Here is a 16,454-nt window from a genome sequence, read left to right on the forward strand (position 1 = left end):
CTTGGTGCGGGTGGGAGAGTGGGGATAGATTGACTGGATTATAGTGGGAACACTTCACTGGAGCAGGAGCAGGAGCAGGAGCAGGAGCAGGAGCAGGAGCAGGAGCAGGAGCAGGCAGTCGTGCTGCCGCACCGAAAGGCGCGGCAGCAGCGGGTTTATCAGGCATCCACAATCGGGTCGCGGACGATAAACAGATAGGAGAGTGCACCGATCACCGTTACGCAGGCACAAACAGTTAGCGCCATGCTGAATGAGCCGGTGGTATCGAGGATCCAGCCGGTCAGGACCGGAGCAAACGAGGCAAACACGAAGCTGGCAAAGTTTTGGATGCTGCCCACCGAGGCGGTCATACGCGCGGTGACCGAGCAGTGGATCAGGCCCCAGCACGATGTTCCGGCGAAGTGGATGCAGAACAGAGCCATGCCGATCAGCAGGACCGCGCTCCAGGTGGTAGTGGCATGCGGCACGACGGCGGTAAAGGCGGCAGAAAGCAGCATACCGGCAATAATGCACACCTTACGGGTTTTCAGCGGATGCGCGCCGCGGTTGACGACTGCATCAACCACATAGCCGTTCAGCAGCATACCCGCCGCGCCAAACAGGAACGGGATCGCGGTCATCCAGCCGGTGCTTTTCAGATCCAGGTTGTAGGTTGCCTGCAGGTAGCCCGGCAGCCAGGCCAGATACAGCCACGCGGTGTAGTTGATGCCGCTGAAGCCGATCATCATGCCCCACATGGTGCGGTTCTTGAACAGGCCGCGCCACTCTTTCATGGTCATCGGCTCTTTTTTCGCCACTACGCTGCCCGCTTCCAGATAGTTAATTTCTTCCTGGGTCAGGGTGTTGTTGTTGCGGTTGCGATAAATGGTGTACCAGCCGATGGAGAGGAAAATCCCCAGCACGCCGATAGTAATAAACATCGCACGCCAGCCCATCGTCAGCATCATTGCTGCCAGAATCGGCGGGCTGATAGCCAGACCAATAGTGGAGGCGGCGTTGAAAATACCCATCGGCATACCGCGATGGCGGATGTTAAACCAGTCGTTAATCACCTTAACGCCGCACGGGTTCATCGGTGCTTCACCGATCCCCAGGCCGATACGTACCAGCACAAACTGGGTAAAGTTCTGCACCATACCCGCCATGGCCTGGAAGCAGGACCAGACGAACATACCAACGCCGAGCATAATGCGCGGGCCTTTACGGTCCAGCAGCAGGCCGCACGGCAGCTGAGCGATACCATAAGCCAGCGAGAAGGCGGAAAGCAGAATACCGATTTCGGTGCCGCTCAGGCCCAGGTCACCACGGATGGTCTGGTTAGCCACGGACAGCGAGCTGCGGTCGAGGTAGTTAATAATCGCCGCGAGGAACAGCAGGATCATCGCGGTGGTTTGTACGCGCTTAATGCGCGCCGAGCGCTGCAGCGGACCGCGCTCTGGCACCACGGTGGCCTTTGGCTCTTCGTGGTTGGCAGGGCGGTTTTGACCGCGAACGGTCTGGCTATTTTCCATACGGTACTCCCCGGGTATAAAAAGTATTGTTATTAGCATCGGGCCGGGGTACTGCTTTAAAAACCACGGCCAGAACAGGGTTGAAGTAAGGCTGAATAGCAGACTAGTGGCGGCCGAAGTCGGTGTTGCCAACTTGTTATCTTTTTCGTGCGGCAGGCGGCGATTTACGGTTTTTAATCGGCTTTTAATTACTGTGGTTGATGGCTTTTATCGATAAAAAGCCAAAATCGGTTAAAAAATCACCCTCTGTACTGGCGGATTGAACGCTGCATCGACTCCTTGGCGGTAATCAGATGGCGGTGAAATTCGATGATCGCTTCGACGTCATTACGGCTGACCAGCGCGGTGAGGATCGCCAGATGCTCCTCCAGCGCCACGATGTTGCGCTGCTTCAGGTCGCTTTCATCCCACAGATAGTGGAAGTGGAAAATGACAGAAATTACCTCAAGAGACTGATCGAAAAAGGGATTATTTGCCGCTGAGAGGATAAGTTTGTGCATCTCGCGGTCCAACTGAGAAAAGTTACGATAGCTGGTGGCGATGGTGTCACGCATCTGGCGGTGGCGGCTCAGCAGGTCACGGGCGGCAATCCAGCGCGGGTCGTCGGCGGGCAAATTGATAAAGCGCTTCAGGGCGTGGATCTCCAGCATCTCGCGAAGCTCAAACAGCTTCTCCGCGTATTCCTGGTCAAATTTCTTCATCAGCCAGTGGCCGCGCCGCACGTTTTCAATCAGCCCGTAGCGGCAGAAGCGCAGCAAAAACTCCCGCGCCGCCAGCGGACTCACGCCCACCGCCTGCGCCAGCTGCAGTTCGGAAAAACTGTCGCCGGCCATCAGCTGGCGCTGGTTAATCATTTGAAAAAACGCCTGTTCTACCAGATTTGTCTGCGCTTCCGGCCCCGGCAGCGTTGCGGCAAAGCCATCGGCATCATCGGGCTGACGGGCAATGACCCAGCTGCCGTTGACCTTTTCCAGCACGCCACACTGCTCCAGATGGTCCAGCGAGTGGCGCACGGTGGTGCGGCTGATGTTAAACATTTCCGCCAGGGCGGCCTGGGGCGGCAGCGGTGAAGGAATGTGCTGCTGGGCGATGGCTTCCAGCATCTGATTCACGACGTTATGACGAAGATTCTGCGTGCGGCTCATGGCTTCTCCCGGTTTTTTATCTATTAAAAACCAATTCAGAACAGCGAAAGGCGCGCTGGCTCACAGATCCAATTCTTTAACAAAACGCGCCGATTGATTTGCGCCATAACCCTGTGCAGACAACGGAGAAAAACCATGACAACGATGAATACGCTGGTGTGTCTGGAGCCGAAACAGATGGCTTACCAGACGCGTAATAAACCGCAGCCTGCTGCGGGTGAAGCGCTGCTGAAAATTATCAGCGCCGGAATTTGCGGCACCGATATTCACGCGTGGGGCGGCAATCAGCCGTTTTTCAGCTATCCACGCGTGCTGGGGCATGAACTCTGCGGCGAGGTGGTGGAGCTGGGCGAAGGCGTTAGCGGCTGGAAAGTGGGCCAGCGCGCGGCGGTGATCCCGTACCTCTCCTGCGAACAGTGTTCAGCCTGCCTGAGCGGCAAAACCAACTGCTGCGAAAACATCTCGGTGATCGGCGTGCATCAGGACGGCGGTTTCTGTGACTACCTCAGCGTGCCGGTGAAAAACCTGCTGTCGGCAGAGGGCATTGACCCTGACGCGGCCGCGCTGGTTGAGCCTTTTGCCATCAGCGCACATGCGGTACGCCGCGCGGCGCCGGAGCCGGGCAGTAATCTGCTGGTCGTGGGTGCCGGGCCGATCGGGCTGGGCGTTGCCGCCATTGCTCATGCGTCTGGCGCTAAAGTGGTAGTAGCGGATACCAGCGAGTTCCGCAGGCAGCACGTGGAGCAGAACCTGAAGCTGGTGGCGCTGGATGCGGCGGCGGAAGATTTCCCGCAGCAGCTGCGTAATCAGTTCAACGGCCAGCTGCCGTCCACGGTGATTGATGCCACCGGGAATGCGGCGGCGATGAACGGCGCGGTACGTCTGATGGCCCACGGTGGCACGCTGGTGTTCGTTGGCCTGCACAAGGGTGATATTCAGATCCCTGACCCGGAATTCCACAAAAAAGAAACCACGCTGATGGGCAGCCGCAACGCCACCCGCCAGGACTTTGAGCGTGTTGCCAGCCTGATGGCTGACGGAAAAATTACCGCCGGGATGATGCTCAACCAGCGCTTTGAGTTTGCCGCGCTGGCTGAGATTTTCGAACAGCAGGTGATTAACAACCGCGGGCTGATTAAAGGCGTTATCCGCTTCTGAGCCCCGCAGGTTTAACCGCGTAGCGCCGCCAGGAAATGCGCTTTGACCCGTTCGCTGTCCACCGCCAGGCACAGTTTCTGAATGCCGGCAGCGGCAAACGGGTCATCGCGTGAAGCCAGCGGATGCAGCCGGTGCAGCGTCTGGCCGCGTGAAATCCCTTCCGTCACCACCCGCACCGGTGATTCGGTAATGCCGAATAGTTCTGGATGATTCAGCCAGGAAATGGTCAGCGTATCGTGCAGCGCCATCCCTTCAAATCCTTCTTTCTCCAGGCTGTATTGCAGATAGCTGCGGGAAATCGCCTCCAGTTCCGGTCGGTTCAGGCTACGAATATCTTCTCCGCTAATCTGCACCTGATGGGTGACATCCAGCGGCAGTACCACGATTTTCAGCTGTGAGCTGAGCACCTGATCCGCCGCGTGCGGATCTTTCCAGATATTGAATTCGGCAAACGGCGTGACGTTGCCGCCGTGGCCCAGCGTGCCGAAAGCGCCGCCCATAATCACCAGCTGCGCCACCTTCGCCACGATATCCGGGGCCTGATTAATGGCGGTGGCGATATTGGTCAGCGGCCCGATGGCGACCAGGGTGATCGCTCCGGGGTGCTGGCGAACGCTGTTAATAATAAAGTTAATGGCGTTATCCGCCTCGCCGCTGCACGGATTTTCAAAAACGCCGCCGAGGCCGTCTTTGCCGTGAACCTGAAGGGCGGGGGCGGAAGGTGCGCAGGCCAGCGGGCGTGAACTGCCGCGATAAATCGGCACATCCAGGCCGATTTTCTGGCTGAACAGGCGGGCGTTTTTGACCGCCTGCTCCACCGGCACGTTGCCAAATACCGTGGTAATGCCGAGGATGTCGGTGCTTTTCGCCGCATAGGCCAGCGCGAAGGCGTCATCCACGCCGATATCGGTATCAAAAATAATTTTCTGCATCAGATTCTCCTTTCCGTAATGACTGACATCCCTGTGCGCGTTATCAGGTGGTCAGCAGGGTGTGCAGCGTCTGCAAGTCCTGTTTTACCATCTCCAGCTCCTGAGCAAAACGATCGTCTGAGAGCAGCGGCTGGCGGAACACCGTAATCAGCACCTGCGATCCGGTGCCGTTGGCGACAATACGCATCGGCACGAAAATCTCTTTGCTGAGGCCGGTATCCACGTAGTGATCCATAATGCAGAACGGGTTATGTTCGGTAAAACGCACTTTCACCGCACCCAGCGGGCCTTTACCGCGCCAGATGTTGCCATCCTGCTCCAGCGGCGTTTTGCTCAGCCCGGAAGCCCATTTAGGAAAGAATTCCGGTTTCCAGATGGTTTCATATAAATCGACCCAGTTACGGGGAATAGCGATGCTAAGGGTATGTGAGGACAGCATAAAACCTCCGATCGATGATGAATCAACCCTTCATCGTTTAAAGTAAAGTGCAGATAGCGGATTTAAGCACCCCGGCAGACTAATGAGAAGTCTTTCACATTCTCACCTTTCCAGATCACGACACAGCTCCCACTTTCCGTTAACAAATCCCCATGGCCGATAACGGCTTGTTTTGCCGGACGGCGAGGCATATAACTACTCTTTCCGCTGACGGGATCGCCCTGCGGCAGTGAATTTATATCAACGGGAGAAGTGAGTGAGACAAGGGGATATGGGTCGTTTACTGCTGCTTGCCGCCATCTGGGGCGCCAGCTTTCTGTTTATGCGGGTTGCCACGCCGGTTTTTGGCTCGCTGAATACCGCTTTTCTGCGCGTTTTCTTCGGCTGCCTTGGCCTGATTGCGCTGCTGCTGATTCTGAGGGTGAAGTTGACCTTTAACGGTAAAGCGCTGCCGGCAGTGCTGCTGGGGGTGATCAACTCCGCCGTGCCGTTTGTGATGTACTGCCTGGCGGCAAAATGGCTTCCCGCAGGCTATTCCGCCATTCTGAATGCCACCACGCCGCTGATGGGCGTGCTGATCGGCGGCCTGCTGTTCAGCGAACAGTTTACGCTGCGTAAGCTTAGCGGCGTGGTGCTGGGATTAGCGGGAATTGTGCTGCTGACCACCACCGGCAGCCTGGCGCTGACCCACGATGTGCTGCTGGGCATCGCCGCCTGTCTGGTCGCCACCGCCTGTTACGCGATGGCCGGGTTCCTCACCAAAAAATGGATCGGCGATCGCGGCGGGCTGGATGCCAAACTGGTGGCGCTCGGCAGCCAGATGGGGGCCACCCTGTTTATGCTGCCGATCTTTATCACTTCGGTCGCCGTCCAGCCCGCGGTGGACTGGCAGCACCCCGGCGTCTGGCTCTGCGTGCTGGCACTGGGACTGGTGTGCACCGCCTGGGCCTATATTCTATTCTTCCGCCTGATTGCCGATATCGGTCCGTTGAAAACGCTCACCGTCACCTTCCTGATCCCACCTTTTGGCGTGCTGTGGGGCTACCTGTTTCTCGGCGAGACGATCTCCAGCGGCTTTATCGGCGGCGGGCTGGTGATTATCGTGGCGGTATGGCTGGTGACTGGCAGTGTAAAACCGAAGGCGCAGATTAAGGACGTCTCGCTGAAGTCCTGATGCCGCGCATTAGCCAAAAGGTATAGCGGGTTAGCTTTTCAGTCATATTCACGGTCGCCGGGCGCATCACATACTGGGGGCCATGACTCACTGAGGAAGATAACCATGACCGAGACGGTTTACGATCTCCGCTCCGCGCTGGCGCGGCTGGCGGCAATGGACGGCGAGCTGGTCAGCACCGACACCGAGGTTGACCCCCATGCCGAGCTGTCGGGCGTTTATCGCTATGTTGGCGCGGCCGGGACCACCCGGCGACCAACGCGTGAAGGCCCGGCGATGTTGTTTAATCGGGTGAAAGGCTTTGCGGATTTCCGCGTGGTGACCGGGGTGCTGGCCTCGCGCCGCCGCGTCGGTGCGCTGCTGGGCTGTGAGCCGGACAGGCTGGGCCATCTGCTGATGAACTCGGTGAAAAATCCCCTTCCTCCCGTCCTGACGCAGAGCGCGCACATTCCCTGCCAGGAGGTGGTTCACCTCGCCAGCGAGCCGGGTTTTGATATCCGCACGCTGCTGCCCGCGCCGACCAATACCGAAGAGGATGCCGGTCCCTATTTCACCATGGGGCTGTGCTACGCCACCGACCCGGAAACCGGCGAATCCGATATCACCATTCATCGCCTGTGCATGCAGGGGCCGGACGAGCTGTCGATGTACTTTGCCCCCGGACGCCACCTGGACGTCTTCCGCGCGAAAGCGGAAGCGGCAGGCAACGCGCTACCGATCACCATCAGCCTTGGGGTCGATCCGGCGATTTATGTCGGTGCCTGCTTTGAGCCGCCGACCACGCCGCTGGGCTTTGACGAGCTGAACATTGCCGGGGCGCTGCGCGGTAAGGCGGTAGAGCTGGCGCAGGGCGTGGCGGTGAATGCCCGGGCGATAGCTCATGCGGAGGTGGTGATCGAAGGCGAGCTGATGCCGGAAGTGCGCTACCGGGAAGATCGCAATACGAATACCGGCAAAGCGATGCCGGAGTTCCCCGGCTATACCGGCCCCGCAAACCCGTCGCTGCCGGTGATCAAGGTGAAGGCGGTCACCCATCGCCGCCATCCGATCCTGCAGCACACCATCGGCTGTAGCGAAGAGCACGTCAACATGGCCGGTATTCCCACCGAGGCCAGCATTCTCGGCATGGTGGAGCGGGCGATGCCGGGCCGCCTGCTCAACGTTTTCGCCCACTCTTCCGGCGGCGGCAAGCTGATGGCGGTGATGCAGTTTAAGAAAAGCATTCCGGCGGATGAAGGACGCCAGCGCCAGGCTGCGCTGCTGGCCTTTGCGGCATTCCCCGAGCTGAAGCATGTGATGCTGGTAGACGAAGACGTGGATATTTTCGACAGCAACGACGTGCTGTGGGCGATGCAGACGCGCTATCAGGGCGATGTGGATACGGTCTTTATTCCCGGCGTGCGCTGCCATCCACTCGACCCGTCGCAGATCCCGGAATACAGCCCGAGCATTGCCGCGAAGGGCATCGCCTGCAAAACCATTTTCGACTGTACCGTGCCGTATGCGCTGAAAAGCCACTTCCAGCGCTGCGAGTTTAAAGAGGTCGACGTGCGGCGTTTTCTGCCGGATTTTCACTATTGATACCTGAGCGGGCACGATGCGTGGTGTTTCTGTACCGAACGTTGGTGTAAAAAAGGAGTTATCTGGTTCTTCGGTACAGGAAAACTCTGCGATGTTGAAACTCAAGCCCCTGTATTACTTTAAAACAGTAGTGGAGAAAGGCTCGATTTCGGCGGCTTCTGCGGTGCTGTTTACCGCCCAGCCGCCAATCAGCAAGGCGTTACAGCAGCTGGAAGCCCAGTGGGACGTGGTGCTGTTCGAGCGAACGTCGCGCGGGATGATCCCCACCGACGCCGGGCGCTACCTCTACCAGCGCGCCGGGGATCTGCTGTTGCAGGCGCAGAATATCGACAGTGAAATGCGCGCCTTCAGCGAAGGTCAGCGCGGCGTGGTGCGCCTGGGCTGCGTGGATATGGGCATCAGCCTGCTGGCCGAAGCCATCGCCGCGCTGCGTTTGCGCTACCCCAATCTGCAATTCTCGCTGTATCAGGGCGACCCGCCGTGGCTGGAAGAACTGCTGGAGCGGCGTCAGGTGGATGCCGCACTGATCCATTTGCCGCTGACGCTGAACCCGCACAATATCGCCAGTATCCCACTCAATCAGCTCAACGTCCGCGCCCTGTGCCTGGCCGATACACCGCTGGCCGCACTGCCCTCCGTCACGCTGGCACAGCTGGCCGCGCAGCCGCTGGTGCTGCTGCGGCGTAAAACCGGTTTCGGCATGTACGATCGGGTGATGCAGTGCTTTACCCAGGCCGGGCTGACGCCGAACATTGTGGCGCAGGCCAGCGCTCTGCCGGTAATGAAGCAACTGGTGCGGCAGGGCGTGGCGGTGGCGCTGGTGCCGTCGCTGGCCGAGTCGGAAACTGAAGCCGGGATGATCTCGCTGCCGGTGCCGGAGCTACAGGCCGCTGCCGACAGGCTGGCGCTAATTTACTACCAGCAGCATGCGGAGAGCGCGGTGCTGAAGCCGCTGCTGGAATACTTCTTCTCGCGCTGATGGCAATGCCATTCTGTGTGCCGCTGCTGGGCTGAGCGGGCCATAACTGCTGAAAAATCAGTCCATTTTTATACTTTTTTTACACCCTGACCCCGCATTTTTACACCAACTTTGCACGCCGCTCGCAACAATATCAGCCATCTGAAACGCCTCTGGAGGTGTGCTGTGAGCGCTGCTGTTATAACCGGCATTGTGCTGGTGTTTGCCCTGTTGGGTTATCTGATTTATGCCCTGCTTAACGCGGAGGAGTTCTGATGGCTGCCTCCGCCTTTTTACTGATCGGCTGTTACATGGTGCTGCTGCTGGTGCTTGCCCGTCCGCTGGGCAGCGGTCTGGCGTGGCTGATTGCCGACCGTCCCGTGCCGGGCCTGGCCGCTACCGAGCGCCTGCTGTGGCGGGTGAGCGGCGTTGCGCCGGGGGGGATGAACTGGCAGCGCTATCTGCTGGCAATCCTGCTGTTTAATGCCCTTGGGCTGGTACTGCTGTTCCTGATGCTGCTTAACCAGGCACACCTGCCGCTGAACCCGCAGGGGCTGCCGGGGCTGAGCTGGCATCTGGCGCTGAACACCGCGGTCAGCTTTGTCACCAACACCAACTGGCAGTCCTACGCCGGGGAAAGCACCCTGAGCTATTTCAGCCAGATGGTCGGCTTAACCGTGCAGAACTTCCTCTCTGCCGCCACCGGTATCGCCGTTGCCTTTGCGCTGATCCGGGGCTTTGCCAACCGCGCGCTGGACGATTTGGGTAACGCCTGGCGCGATATCACCCGTATCACCCTTTATGTTCTGCTGCCGCTCTCTCTGCTGATGGCGCTGTTCCTGGTCAGCCAGGGTGTAATTCAGAACCTGCACGGCTACGTGGAGCTGACCACGCTGGAGGGCGCGAAACAGGTGCTGCCGATGGGGCCGGTGGCCTCGCAGGAAGCGATCAAAATGCTCGGGACTAACGGCGGCGGCTTCTTTAACGCCAACTCCGCGCACCCGTTTGAAAACCCCACTGCGCTGAGTAACTTCGTGCAGATGCTGTCAATTTTCCTGATCCCGGCGGCGCTGTGCTTTGCCTTCGGCGACGCGCTGCGCGACCGGCGTCAGGGCCATACGCTGCTGTGGGCGATGTCGCTGATGTTTATCGCCGCCGTGGCGGTGGTGATGTGGGCGGAGCTACAGGGCAACCCGCATTTCCTGACGCTGGGGGCGGATACCGCCGCCAATATGGAAGGGAAAGAGACGCGGTTCGGCATCCTCAACTCCAGCCTGTTCGCAGTGATCACCACGGCGGCTTCCTGCGGTGCGGTAAACGCGATGCACGACTCCTTTACCGCGCTGGGCGGCATGGTGCCGATGTGGCTGATGCAGATCGGTGAGGTGGTGTTTGGCGGTGTGGGTGCGGGACTGTACGGCATGCTGCTGTTCGTGCTGCTGGCGGTGTTTATCGCCGGGCTGATGATCGGTCGCTCGCCGGAATACCTCGGCAAAAAGATCGACGTCTGGGAGATGAAAATGACCGCGCTGGCGATCCTGGTGACGCCGACGCTGGTACTGCTGGGCACTGCGCTGGCGATGATGACCGACGCCGGACGCAGCGCAATGCTGAACCCCGGCACCCACGGATTCTCCGAGGTGCTGTACGCAGTTTCTTCGGCGGCCAACAACAACGGCAGCGCCTTCGGTGGACTCAGCGCCAACACGCCGTTCTGGAACCTGCTGCTGGCGTTCTGCATGCTGGTGGGCCGTTTCGGCATCATCATTCCGGTACTGGCTATTGCCGGTTCTCTGGCGCGGAAGAAAATCCAGCCGCAGGGCAACGGTACGCTGCCTACCCACGGCGCGCTGTTTATTGCCCTGCTGATTGGCACCGTGCTGCTGGTGGGCGCGCTGACCTTTATCCCGGCACTGGCTCTGGGCCCGGTGGCGGAACATCTGCACATGCTCAGTCGTTAACGAGCGGAGAATCACGAGATGAGTCGGAATCAACAGGCGCTGTTTGACAGCGCGCTGATCGGCGTGGCGCTGCTTGATGCGCTGAAAAAACTGGACCCGCGCGTACAAGTGCGCAATCCGGTGATGTTTGTGGTGTGGCTGGGCAGCGTCATTACTACACTGCTGGCGATCGCCATGGCGGCAGGGAAAACCCCGGGCGAGGCGGGCTTCACCGCCGCTATCTCTCTGTGGCTGTGGTTTACCGTGCTGTTCGCTAACTTTGCCGAAGCGCTGGCGGAAGGGCGCAGCAAAGCGCAGGCCAACAGCCTGAAAGGCGTGACCAAAACCAGCTTTGCCAAAAAGCTCAGCGAGGCGCGCTACGGAGCCAGCCATCAGCCGGTGGCGGCGGACAGCCTGCGCAAAGGCGACTGGGTGCTGGTGGAAGCCGGGGACATCATCCCCTGCGACGGTGAAGTGCTGTCCGGCGGCGCGTCGGTGGATGAAAGCGCCATCACCGGGGAGTCTGCCCCGGTGATCCGTGAATCCGGCGGGGATTTTTCCTCGGTGACCGGCGGGACGCGCATTCTTTCCGACTGGCTGGTGGTTCATTGCAGCGTGAATCCGGGGGAAACCTTCCTTGATCGAATGATTGCCATGGTGGAAGGTGCAACGCGGCGTAAAACGCCGAACGAGATCGCCCTGACCATCCTGCTGGTGGCGCTGACCATCGTCTTCCTGCTGGCCACCGCGACGCTGTATCCGTTCTCCGCCTGGGGCGGTAGCACGGTCAGCATCACCGTACTGGTGGCGCTGCTGGTCTGCCTGATCCCCACCACCATCGGCGGCCTGCTGTCGGCGATCGGTGTGGCGGGCATGAGCCGCATGCTGGCGGCCAACGTGATTGCGACCAGCGGCCGCGCGGTTGAGGCGGCGGGTGACGTTGACGTGCTGATGCTGGATAAAACCGGCACCATCACCCTCGGCAACCGGCAGGCGACGCAGTTTCTGCCCGCGCCGGGCGTGACGGCGGAGCAACTGGCCGATGCGGCGCAGCTGGCGTCGCTGGCCGATGAAACCCCGGAAGGGCGCAGTATTGTGGTGCTGGCGAAGCAGAAATTTAACCTGCGCGAACGCGATCTGAGCAGCATGGACGCTACTTTTATTCCGTTCTCGGCGCAGACGCGCATGAGCGGGGTTAACGTGCAGCAGCGTGCCGTGCGCAAGGGCGCGGTGGATGCAGTGCGCCGCCATATTGACAGTAACGGCGGCCAGTTCCCACAGGAAGTGAACGGCCTGGTGGAACAGGTGGCGCGGGCGGGCGGCACGCCGCTGGTGGTCTGCGACGGCGCGAAAGTGATGGGCGTGGTGGAGCTGAAGGACATCGTTAAAGGCGGTATCAAAGAGCGCTTCGCTGAAATGCGCAAAATGGGCATTAAAACCATCATGATCACCGGCGATAACCCGCTGACCGCCGCTGCCATCGCCGCCGAAGCCGGGGTGGATGACTTCCTCTCGGAAGCCACGCCGGAAGCCAAGCTGGCGCTGATCCGCCAGTATCAGGCGGAAGGCCGCCTGGTGGCGATGACCGGTGACGGCACCAACGATGCGCCAGCGCTGGCGCAGGCCGACGTGGCGGTAGCGATGAACTCCGGTACTCAGGCAGCGAAAGAGGCGGGGAACATGGTCGATCTGGACTCCAACCCGACTAAGCTGCTGGAGGTGGTGCATATCGGTAAGCAGATGCTGATGACCCGCGGGTCGCTGACCACGTTCAGCATCGCCAACGACGTGGCGAAGTATTTCGCCATCATCCCGGCGGCTTTTGCGGCGACCTACCCGCAGCTGAATATGCTTAACGTCATGCACCTGCATTCCCCCACCTCGGCGATGCTGTCGGCGGTGATCTTTAACGCGCTGATTATCGTGTTTCTGATTCCGCTGGCGCTGAAGGGCGTGAGCTACCGTCCGCTGAGCGCGGCGGCGCTGCTGCGCCGTAACCTGTGGCTGTACGGCGTGGGCGGGCTGCTGGTGCCGTTCGCCGGTATCAAGCTGATCGATATGCTGCTGACCGTTACCGGTCTGGCGTAAGGAGAACTATCATGAGTCAATGTCGCCCCGCACTGTTTTTACTGTTACTACTGACGCTGGTTGTCGGCGTATTTTATCCTTTACTGACCACCGGGCTGGCGCAGTGGTGGTTCCCGCATCAGGCTGCCGGTTCGCTGATTGAGCTGCGGGGAGAAGCGCGAGGTTCCACACTGATCGGGCAGAACTTCAGCCAGCCGGGCTATTTCCAGGGGCGTCCTTCGGCTACCGGTGATGCGCCCTATAATCCGCTGGCCTCTTCCGGCAGCAACCTGGCGGCGAGCAACCCGGCACTTGACCAGGCGCTGGAACAGCGTGCTGCGGCGCTGCGTGCGGCCAATCCGCAGGCCGCGGGTTCGATACCGGTGGATCTGCTGACTGCATCCGGTAGCGGACTCGACCCGGAGATTTCACCGCAGGCGGCGCGCTGGCAGGCTCCCCGCATTGCGGCGGCGAGGCAGCTGCCGCTGGGCGTGGTGCAGAAGCTGATTGAGCAGCAGATCCACACGCCGATGCCGGCGTTTATCGGCGACCCGACGGTCAACGTGCTGGCGCTGAATCTGGCTCTGGATGGCATGTAGTAGAAAAGTGGCCTTAATGGGCTGATGCAACGGGCCGCACGGCGATGTTAATCCGGTGCGGCTTTTCGCCGTTTTGATCACAGGGAGCATTATGAACGATGAACTCCAGCGCCCGGACCCGGATGCGCTGCTGCGCCAGGCGGCGGTTGAGGGCCGTGGCAAACTAAAAATCTACTTTGGTGCCTGTGCCGGGGTGGGTAAAACCTGGTCGATGCTGCAGGAGGCACAGCGCCTGCGCGGCCAGGGGCTGGAGGTGCTGGTCGGCATCGTTGAAACCCACGATCGCCCGGAAACTGCGGCGCTGCTGGCCGGGCTGACCGTACTGCCACGCCGCGCCACCGGGCAGCAGCGCTACCCGGAGTTTGACCTTGATGCCGCGCTGGCCCGTCATCCGGCGGTGATCCTGATGGACGAGCTGGCGCACAGCAACGCCCGTGGCTCGCGGCACCCCAAACGCTGGCAGGATATCGAAGAACTGCTGGACGCGGGCATTGATGTAATGACCACGGTTAACGTGCAGCACCTCGAAAGCCTGAACGACGTGGTGGGCGGCGTGACCGGTATTCGCGTGCGGGAAACGGTGCCGGACCCGTTCTTTGATGCCGCCGACGAAGTGGTGCTGGTGGATCTGCCGCCGGACGATCTGCGCCAGCGGCTGAAAGAGGGCAAAGTCTACATCGGTTCGGGGGCAGAGCGCGCCATCGAAAACTTCTTCCGCAAGGGCAACCTGATCGCCCTGCGCGAGCTGGCGCTGCGCCGAACCGCCGATCGCGTCGACGACCAGATGCGCGCCTGGCGTGAGACGCAGGGCCGTGAAAAAGTCTGGCACACCCGCGATGCGATCCTGCTGTGCATCGGCGACAACGGCGGCAGCGAAAAGCTGGTGCGTAGCGCCGCCCGGCTGGCAGGGCGACTCGACTGCGTCTGGCATGCGGTGTATGTGGAAACCCCGCGACTGTATCGCCTGCCGGAAGCGCGGCGGCGCGGAATTTTACGCACGCTCCAGCTGGCGCGCGATCTGGGGGCAGAAACCGCCACCCTCTCCGACACCCGCGAAGCCCGCGCGGTGCTGCGCTACGCCCGCGATCATAACCTCGGTAAAATTATCCTTGGCCGCCGCCCCAGTAAACGCTGGTGGCGCGAGCGCTTTGCCGATCGCCTGGCGGAGCTGGGGCCGGATCTCGATATTCTGATCGTCGCCCTCGACGATCCGCCTGCGGATGTCGGTCCGCCGCTGGCAAGACAGAACGCGGCGAACGATAGCCGCTGGCGCGCGCAGCTGCACGGCTGCGTGGCGGCGCTGCTGCTGTGCGTTGTGGTGACATTGGCCGGGCGCTGGCTGCTGCCGCGCGTTGATTCCGTCAACCTGGTGATGGTCTACCTGCTGGCGGTGGTGGTGGTGGCGCTGCGCTATGGCCGCTGGCCGTCGGTGGTGGCCACGCTGCTGAATATTATTGCCTTTGACCTGGTGTTTGTTGCACCCACCGGCACCATGGCGGTGTCGGATGTGCAGTATCTGGTGACCTTCGGCGTGATGCTGGCGGTGGGGGTGATCGTCGGCAATCTGACGGCGGGCGTGCGCTATCAGGCAAGGGTGGCGCGCTATCGCGAGCAGCGGGCGCAGCACCTGTACGGCATGGCAAAAGCGCTCAGCCGGGCGCTCAGCCAGCAGGACATCGCCGCGATCCTCCAGCACAGCCTGGAAAGTACCTTACAGGCGCGCAGCGAGCTGCATCTGCCTGATGAGCAGGGCGAGCTGAAGGTGGTGGGCGAACCACATCTCAGCGCTCAGCCGGACCGCGCTATCGCCCACTGGAGCTTTACCAAGGGCCAGCCCGCCGGTGCCGGGACCGACACGCTGCCCGGCGTACCCTGGCTGATGCTGCCGTTAAAAAGCGGCAGCGAGACGCTTGGCCTGCTGATCCTCGAACCGCTGAATCTGCGCCAGCTGATGATCCCGGAACAGCAGCGGCTGGTGGAAACCTTTACCGTGCTGATCGCTAACGCGCTGGAGCGCATGGCGCTCAGCCAGCGCGAGGCGGCGTCCAGACTGGCGGCGGAGCGCGAGCAGCTGCGCAACGCGTTGTTATCCGCGCTTTCCCACGACCTGCGTACGCCGCTGACGGTGCTGTTCGGCCAGGCGGAAATCCTGACGCTGGATCTCGCCAGCGAAAACTCGCCGTATGCGCCGCAGGCCAGCGCGATGCGTGAACAGACGCTGAACACCATCCGGCTGGTCAATAATCTGCTGGATATGGCGCGGCTACAGTCCGGCGGCTTCCACCTTAAACGCGAGTGGATGGCGCTGGATGAGCTGATTGGCAGCACGCTGCGCACCATGAACGCTTCGCTGGCCGACCGCACCGTTCAGCTGGATCTGCCGCCGGAGCTGCTGCTGATTGACGTGGACGCACCGCTGATGGAGCGGGTGCTGGCAAATCTGCTGGAGAACGCTTTGAAATATGCCGGGGCGGAGGCCGAGCTGGGCATTCGTGCTCGCAGGACTGAGGGGGAAGTTTCACGGCTGGAGATTATCGTGTGGGACAGCGGTCCGGGGATACCTGCCGGGCAGGAGAGGAAGATTTTTGAAAAATTCTCTCGCGGCAATAAAGAGTCATCGGTGCCGGGCGTCGGGCTGGGGTTAGCAATCTGCCAGGCGATTGTCGCGATGCATGACGGGGAGATTCATGCGGAAAACCGCCCGCAGGGTGGCGCGAATTTTGTGATTTCGCTGCCGATGACGGCACCGCCGGAACTTGAGGATTACGAGTGAGCTTGGGGATAGCTTGAGGATGAAGAAGAAGGTGATGGAGTAAACGTACCTGGAATTATTCTCGCTGAGTGCTGCATGGCGCTCGTTTAAAACATTTCCAAACGCTGAAAACCAGAAGAGGGGGGCGCCCCGGGGGGGGGGGGGGGGGGTGAAATAATAGCGGAAAGTTTTTTTTTT

13 protein-coding genes are annotated in these 16,454 nt (G+C 60.6%); 9 read left to right on the forward strand and 4 right to left on the reverse strand.

The genetic code is table 11. The features are described from left to right. Positions 1-158 precede the first annotated feature (158 nt). A complete protein-coding gene (locus IBT47_RS25745; RefSeq protein WP_105593598.1) occupies positions 159-1,511 on the reverse strand; it encodes an MFS transporter in 1,353 nt (450 codons plus the stop codon). A 239-nt stretch (positions 1,512-1,750) separates the two neighbouring features. Continuing rightward, a complete protein-coding gene (locus IBT47_RS25750) occupies positions 1,751-2,656 on the reverse strand; it encodes a GntR family transcriptional regulator (RefSeq protein ID WP_105593597.1) in 906 nt (301 codons plus the stop codon). Positions 2,657-2,791: 135 nt separating this feature from the next. On the opposite strand from IBT47_RS25750, the gene IBT47_RS25755 reads away from it, so the two are divergent. Further along, positions 2,792-3,814, forward strand: coding sequence for a zinc-binding alcohol dehydrogenase family protein (locus tag IBT47_RS25755; protein ID WP_200563988.1), 1,023 nt, complete (start codon positions 2,792-2,794; stop codon positions 3,812-3,814). An 11-nt stretch (positions 3,815-3,825) separates the two neighbouring features. Here the strand turns inward: IBT47_RS25755 and IBT47_RS25760 are convergent, their stop codons facing one another. After that, a complete protein-coding gene (locus IBT47_RS25760; RefSeq protein WP_200563990.1) occupies positions 3,826-4,746 on the reverse strand; it encodes a nucleoside hydrolase in 921 nt (306 codons plus the stop codon). A 43-nt stretch (positions 4,747-4,789) separates the two neighbouring features. After that, complete coding sequence (locus tag IBT47_RS25765) at positions 4,790-5,185, reverse strand: polyketide cyclase (RefSeq protein ID WP_105593594.1); 396 nt, start codon at positions 5,183-5,185, stop codon at positions 4,790-4,792. Positions 5,186-5,441: 256 nt separating this feature from the next. On the opposite strand from IBT47_RS25765, the gene IBT47_RS25770 reads away from it, so the two are divergent. The 8 genes from IBT47_RS25770 to kdpD all read left to right on the forward strand — a co-directional run bounded on the left by IBT47_RS25770 (position 5,442) and on the right by kdpD (position 16,277). After that, the gene (locus IBT47_RS25770; protein ID WP_200547947.1) at positions 5,442-6,359 is read left to right on the forward strand and encodes a DMT family transporter; all 918 of its coding nucleotides are present in this window, start codon (positions 5,442-5,444) and stop codon (positions 6,357-6,359) included. A gap of 105 nt (positions 6,360-6,464) precedes the next feature. Then, entirely contained in the window at positions 6,465-7,940 is a 1,476-nt protein-coding gene (locus tag IBT47_RS25775) for a UbiD family decarboxylase (RefSeq protein WP_200547946.1), read from the forward strand. 91 nt (positions 7,941-8,031) lie between these two features. Then, on the forward strand, positions 8,032-8,919 hold the full coding sequence (locus IBT47_RS25780; RefSeq protein WP_200547945.1) for a LysR family transcriptional regulator: 888 nt from the start codon (positions 8,032-8,034) through the stop codon (positions 8,917-8,919). A gap of 165 nt (positions 8,920-9,084) precedes the next feature. Beyond that, entirely contained in the window at positions 9,085-9,174 is a 90-nt protein-coding gene (gene kdpF, locus IBT47_RS25785) for a K(+)-transporting ATPase subunit F (RefSeq protein WP_105593590.1), read from the forward strand. Then, on the forward strand, positions 9,174-10,859 hold the full coding sequence (gene kdpA, locus IBT47_RS25790) for a potassium-transporting ATPase subunit KdpA (protein ID WP_200563992.1): 1,686 nt from the start codon (positions 9,174-9,176) through the stop codon (positions 10,857-10,859). The genes kdpF and kdpA overlap by 1 nt, the downstream gene beginning before the upstream one ends. Positions 10,860-10,877: 18 nt before the next feature. Next, entirely contained in the window at positions 10,878-12,926 is a 2,049-nt protein-coding gene (gene kdpB / locus IBT47_RS25795; protein ID WP_200563994.1) for a potassium-transporting ATPase subunit KdpB, read from the forward strand. An 11-nt stretch (positions 12,927-12,937) separates the two neighbouring features. Then, a complete protein-coding gene (gene kdpC, locus IBT47_RS25800) occupies positions 12,938-13,504 on the forward strand; it encodes a potassium-transporting ATPase subunit KdpC (protein WP_200563997.1) in 567 nt (188 codons plus the stop codon). Between the two features lie 91 nt (positions 13,505-13,595). Continuing rightward, entirely contained in the window at positions 13,596-16,277 is a 2,682-nt protein-coding gene (gene kdpD, locus IBT47_RS25805; protein WP_200564000.1) for a two-component system sensor histidine kinase KdpD, read from the forward strand. Positions 16,278-16,454: the final 177 nt, after the last annotated feature.

It is taken from the genome of Erwinia sp. S43 (assembly GCF_016624745.1).
In the GTDB taxonomy this organism is placed as follows: domain Bacteria; phylum Pseudomonadota; class Gammaproteobacteria; order Enterobacterales; family Enterobacteriaceae; genus Erwinia; species Erwinia coffeiphila.